This is a genomic window from Vibrio sp. TRT 17S01 (genome assembly GCF_050113695.1).
In the GTDB taxonomy this organism is placed as follows: domain Bacteria; phylum Pseudomonadota; class Gammaproteobacteria; order Enterobacterales; family Vibrionaceae; genus Vibrio.
Genome location: NZ_JBNJOG010000045.1, coordinates 1 through 3,128, shown reverse-complemented (window position 1 = coordinate 3,128; position 3,128 = coordinate 1). Strand labels below are relative to the sequence as shown.

Here is a 3,128-nt window from a genome sequence, read left to right as displayed (position 1 = left end):
TTCGAGTCCATCAAAACCCCTTGGGTGTTGTATGGTTAAGCCTCACGGGCAATTAGTACAGGTTAGCTCAACGCCTCACAACGCTTACACACCCTGCCTATCAACGTTCTAGTCTCGAACAACCCTTAAGGGCACTTAAAGTGCCAGGGAAGACTCATCTCAGGGCTCGCTTCCCGCTTAGATGCTTTCAGCGGTTATCGATTCCGAACTTAGCTACCGGGCAATGCGTCTGGCGACACAACCCGAACACCAGAGGTTCGTCCACTCCGGTCCTCTCGTACTAGGAGCAGCCCCCTTCAATCTTCCAACGCCCACGGCAGATAGGGACCGAACTGTCTCACGACGTTCTAAACCCAGCTCGCGTACCACTTTAAATGGCGAACAGCCATACCCTTGGGACCGACTTCAGCCCCAGGATGTGATGAGCCGACATCGAGGTGCCAAACACCGCCGTCGATATGAACTCTTGGGCGGTATCAGCCTGTTATCCCCGGAGTACCTTTTATCCGTTGAGCGATGGCCCTTCCATTCAGAACCACCGGATCACTATGACCTGCTTTCGCACCTGCTCGAATTGTCATTCTCGCAGTCAAGCGGGCTTATGCCATTGCACTAACCTCACGATGTCCAACCGTGATTAGCCCACCTTCGTGCTCCTCCGTTACTCTTTGGGAGGAGACCGCCCCAGTCAAACTACCCACCAGGCACTGTCCTCACCCCAGATAATGGGGCTAAGTTAGAACATCAAACATACAAGGGTGGTATTTCAAGGTCGGCTCCACAAATACTGGCGTACTTGCTTCAAAGCCTCCCACCTATCCTACACATGTAGGCTCAATGTTCAGTGCCAAGCTGTAGTAAAGGTTCACGGGGTCTTTCCGTCTAGCCGCGGGTACACTGCATCTTCACAGCGATTTCAATTTCACTGAGTCTCGGGTGGAGACAGCGTGGCCATCATTACGCCATTCGTGCAGGTCGGAACTTACCCGACAAGGAATTTCGCTACCTTAGGACCGTTATAGTTACGGCCGCCGTTTACCGGGGCTTCGATCAAGAGCTTCGACCTAAGTCTAACCCCATCAATTAACCTTCCGGCACCGGGCAGGCGTCACACCGTATACGTCATCTTACGATTTTGCACAGTGCTGTGTTTTTAATAAACAGTTGCAGCCACCTGGTATCTGCGACTCTCAATAGCTCCATCCGCAAGGGACTTCACCGTCAAGAGCGTACCTTCTCCCGAAGTTACGGTACCATTTTGCCTAGTTCCTTCACCCGAGTTCTCTCAAGCGCCTTGGTATTCTCTACCCGACCACCTGTGTCGGTTTGGGGTACGATTCCTTACAATCTGAAGCTTAGAGGCTTTTCCTGGAAGCATGGCATCAATGACTTCACTACCGTAGTAGCTCGACGTCGTGTCTCAGCCTTAAAAAGAGCCGGATTTACCTAACTCTTAAGCCTACGCACTTGAACCTGGACAACCGTCGCCAGGCCCACCTAGCCTTCTCCGTCCCCCCATCGCAATTGTAAGAAGTACGGGAATATTAACCCGTTTCCCATCGACTACGCTTTTCAGCCTCGCCTTAGGGGTCGACTTACCCTGCCCCGATTAACGTTGGACAGGAACCCTTGGTCTTCCGGCGAGGGGGTTTTTCACCCCCTTTATCGTTACTCATGTCAGCATTCGCACTTCTGATACCTCCAGCAAGCTTTACAACTCACCTTCAACGGCTTACAGAACGCTCCCCTACCCAATACGATAAATCGCATTGCCGCAGCTTCGGTTTATAGCTTAGCCCCGTTACATCTTCCGCGCAGGCCGACTCGACTAGTGAGCTATTACGCTTTCTTTAAATGATGGCTGCTTCTAAGCCAACATCCTAGCTGTCTAAGCCTTCCCACATCGTTTCCCACTTAGCTATAATTTGGGACCTTAGCTGGCGGTCTGGGTTGTTTCCCTCTCCACGACGGACGTTAGCACCCGCCGTGTGTCTCCCGGATAGTACTTACTGGTATTCGGAGTTTGCAAAGGGTTGGTAAGTCGGGATGACCCCCTAGCCTTAACAGTGCTCTACCCCCAGTAGTATTCGTCCGAGGCTCTACCTAAATAGATTTCGGGGAGAACCAGCTATCTCCAGGTTTGATTGGCCTTTCACCCCTAGCCACAAGTCATCCGCTAATTTTTCAACATTAGTCGGTTCGGTCCTCCAGTTGATGTTACTCAACCTTCAACCTGCCCATGGCTAGATCACCTGGTTTCGGGTCTATATCCAGAGACTGAACGCCCAGTTAAGACTCGGTTTCCCTACGGCTCCCCTAGATGGTTAACCTTGCCACTGAATATAAGTCGCTGACCCATTATACAAAAGGTACGCAGTCACACCACGAAGGTGCTCCTACTGCTTGTACGTACACGGTTTCAGGTTCTATTTCACTCCCCTCACAGGGGTTCTTTTCGCCTTTCCCTCACGGTACTGGTTCACTATCGGTCAGTCAGTAGTATTTAGCCTTGGAGGATGGTCCCCCCATATTCAGACAGGATATCACGTGTCCCGCCCTACTCGATTTCACTTAAAATGCGCTGCCGGTTACGGGGCTATCACCCTGTATCGCACAACTTTCCAGAAGTTTCACCTGACGCATTAAAAGCTTAAGGGCTAATCCAATTTCGCTCGCCGCTACTTTCGGAATCTCGGTTGATTTCTTTTCCTCGGGGTACTTAGATGTTTCAGTTCCCCCGGTTCGCCTCTTTACCCTATGTATTCAGGTAAAGATACGTGCTTATGCACGTGGGTTTCCCCATTCAGAAATCCCAGACTCAAATGGTTGTTACTACCTAATCTGGGCTTATCGCAAGTTACTACGTCTTTCATCGCCTCTGACTGCCAAGGCATCCACCGTGTACGCTTAGTCACTTAACCATACAACCCGAAGGAGTTTCGAATTGATGTTAAACAACCAAAGTTGTCTGCAATTATTTAAACATGATGCAGACTCGATTTTGCCGGACTCAAATTCCAAGAACACTTGAATGTGTTATTTTGGTGTTTGTCATAAAGACAAACATTGAGAACTTTACAATCAACAATAAATTGTTGATTTGTCAGCTTTCCAAATTGTTAAAGAGC

The 3,128-nt window shown here is 49.9% G+C and carries 1 rRNA gene; it reads right to left on the bottom strand.

The features are described from left to right. Window positions 1-31 precede the first annotated feature (31 nt). Window positions 32-2,921 (bottom strand): 23S ribosomal RNA (locus ACQEXS_RS22335). Between the last annotated feature and the right edge of the window lie 207 nt (window positions 2,922-3,128).